3 protein-coding genes are annotated in these 1,575 nt (G+C 70.5%); 2 read left to right on the plus strand and 1 reads right to left on the minus strand.

The window, feature by feature from the left end; all coding sequences use genetic code 11:
* Window positions 1–54: 54 nt before the first annotated feature.
* Window positions 55–426: a phage holin family protein gene (locus E0D90_RS25530; RefSeq protein ID WP_103500505.1), complete on the minus strand. Its 372-nt coding sequence runs from the start codon at window positions 424–426 to the stop codon at window positions 55–57.
* A 51-nt stretch (window positions 427–477) separates the two neighbouring features.
* Between E0D90_RS25530 and E0D90_RS25535 the strand changes: the two genes are divergently transcribed.
* Window positions 478–795 carry a cupin domain-containing protein gene (locus tag E0D90_RS25535; RefSeq protein WP_103500506.1) on the plus strand — a complete coding sequence of 106 codons (318 nt, stop codon included), beginning with the start codon at window positions 478–480 and terminating at the stop codon, window positions 793–795.
* 487 nt (window positions 796–1,282) lie between these two features.
* Window positions 1,283–1,495, plus strand: coding sequence for a DUF5326 family protein (locus tag E0D90_RS25540; RefSeq protein ID WP_103500507.1), 213 nt, complete (start codon window positions 1,283–1,285; stop codon window positions 1,493–1,495).
* Window positions 1,496–1,575 lie beyond the last annotated feature (80 nt).

The following is a 1,575-nucleotide window of genomic DNA, read 5'->3' on the forward strand; positions in this document are numbered from 1 at the left end:
GGGCCGGGCTGCGTCGCCGGGCCCCCGTCGGCACGTGCCGGACGGGTGGGCCGCTCAGTCGCGGTCGAGAGCCGCGCTGACGCCCCAGGAGACGATGCCGACGATCAGACCGCCCAGCACCGCGGTGAGGAACCCGTCGACGTGGAAGGCGTCGCCCGCGATCCAGCTGGTGAGCATGAGCATCAGGGCGTTGATCACCAGCGCGAACAGGCCGAGCGTGAGGAACAGCAGCGGCAGTGCGAAGAACGTGAGGATCGGCTTGACGATCACGTTCACCACGCCGAAGATCAGCGCGACGACGGCGAGGGTGGCAGCCTGGCTACCCGTGCTTGCGCCGTCGTCGCCGAGGGTGATGTCATCCAACAGCCAGACCGCGACAGCCAGCGCGGCGGCGTTGGCGATGAATTTGATAAGGATGCTCGTCATACACGGGATCGTTCCAGACGGAACCGGTCCCGGGGCAAGGGGCGTGTGCGGATGAAGGCGTTCCGTCTGGACCAGCTGGAGGCTGAGCGGTCCGCGAACCAGGGCGCGTATCTGCGTTTCCTGCGGGAGCGCAGCATGTCGGCGGGGCTCTACGCCCTCGACGCGGGCGCGCAGGACCCGCAGGGTCCGCACCAGCAGGACGAGATCTACCTCGTCGTCAGCGGGCGTGCCGCGATCACGGTCGGAGAGGAAACGACGCAGGTCGGACGGGGGAGCGTGGTCTTCGTCCCGGCGGGCGAGCACCACCGTTTCCACCACATCACCGAGGATCTGCGGGTGATGGTGATCTTCTCCCCGCCGGAGGGCTGACCCGGCGGAGGCCGGACCGGCCCTCCTCGCGCGAGGCGGCGGGAACGTCCGCGAGCGCGGCTCCCACGAGGTCGTTGACCTCGGCACCTGCGGTCGGGCGTGTCGCAGCACGGCCGGAAGCACGACACTGACGGCGTGCTCCGTGGCGTGCGCGGGAGCGCTTCGGCACGGCACCGGCGCGCCCCACCCCCCGAGACCGGCCCGCCGGTCGGACTCGGAGCCGGGACTCGGGGCCGGGACTCGGGGCCGGGACCCCGGCATCCCGTAGGGGGACGGTCAGGGCAGACCGGGGGGCGGGGCCCCTCCCGTCAGCGTGAGGTCGCGCCTAGCATCGAAGACAGCCCGGCAGTTACCGGCGGGTCACGTGGGCTACGACTCCCACCCGCCGGGGCCGGGCGGGGACCGCCGCAGTGGCGGCTCCCCGGGACGTTGGTCGGACCGACCGCCGGACAGCGGCCCGGTCATGAGCGGTGAGGAGCCACTGGCCATGAAGGAAGCGTTTATGACACTGCCGTGGTGGGTGCGGTGGATCGCCATCCCCGTGGTCGCCCTGGTGATCTTCGGCGGCATGATCACCTCGCTGCTGGCGTGGGTGGTCGGTCTCGTCTTCAAGATCCTGCTGTTCGTCGCGGTCGTCGCGCTGCTGATCTTCCTCGTGCGGAAGTTCTCCGGCTCGTCCAAGTCGTCCGGCAGCTGGTAGCGCCCCCTCCCGTCAGCGTGAGGTCGCGCCTAGCATCGAAGACAGCCCGGCAGTTACCGGCGGGTCACGTGGGCTACGAC

It is taken from the genome of Streptomyces otsuchiensis, assembly GCF_004305975.1.
GTDB classification, from domain to species: domain Bacteria; phylum Actinomycetota; class Actinomycetes; order Streptomycetales; family Streptomycetaceae; genus Streptomyces; species Streptomyces otsuchiensis.